The sequence below is a fragment of the Microvirga sp. P4_G7 genome (genome assembly GCF_056401005.1).
This window is the reverse complement of sequence record NZ_JBFUKD010001172.1, coordinates 1-570: the sequence shown is the minus strand read 5'-3', so window position 1 is coordinate 570 and position 570 is coordinate 1. Positions and strand designations below refer to the sequence as shown.

The 570-nt window shown below is 65.0% G+C and carries 1 protein-coding gene and 1 pseudogene; one reads left to right on the top strand and one right to left on the bottom strand.

Features of this window, described 5'->3' with window-relative positions:
• Window positions 1–203, top strand: a pseudogene (locus AC1DT3_RS23705) (2-hydroxyacid dehydrogenase); the annotation flags it as partial.
• 42 nt (window positions 204–245) lie between these two features.
• On the opposite strand, the gene AC1DT3_RS23700 reads toward AC1DT3_RS23705, so the two are convergent.
• On the bottom strand, window positions 246–464 hold the full coding sequence (locus tag AC1DT3_RS23700) for a helix-turn-helix domain-containing protein (protein ID WP_477467591.1): 219 nt from the start codon (window positions 462–464) through the stop codon (window positions 246–248).
• Window positions 465–570: the final 106 nt, after the last annotated feature.

Here is a 570-nt window from a genome sequence, read left to right as displayed (position 1 = left end):
TGCCACAGGACCTCATCGACATGGAGCATGTGGTCCTCGTTCCTCACATCGCCTCCGCCTCCGTGCACACCCGGAACGCCATGGGCCAACTCGTCGTCGACAACCTCAGTGCATGGTTTTCCGGCAAGGGGCCGTTGACCGCAGTCGATGAGACGCCGTGGCGCAAGGCAGGTGCAAGTGCCGCGGCCTCGGAGGCGCGCTAGCGTTGCCCTGAACGCGCGCGCACCTCGCATTGCCGTGTGGATCTAGCGCCAAAGCGTGTGACTCGGCGATGCGCCGAAGCTGCGTTTGTAAAGGGACGCAAACTCGCCCATGTGATTGAAGCCGACGCTCATGGCGATACCGGTGACCGTTGCCGACGCTGGGTCGGCCGCGAGCAGCATCGCGTGCGCGCGCTGCAGACGCACCGCGCGCAGGAACGCCATCGGCGTCATGCTCCGGAAGTTCTGAAATCCGTTCTGCAAGCTGCGCGCGCTGACGGCCGCGTGGGCCGCGATATCCGCGAGGGTGAGCGGATCTCCGAAATGCGTTTCGATCTAGGTTTCGGCGCGCTTCACGWAGTAGGGCGCC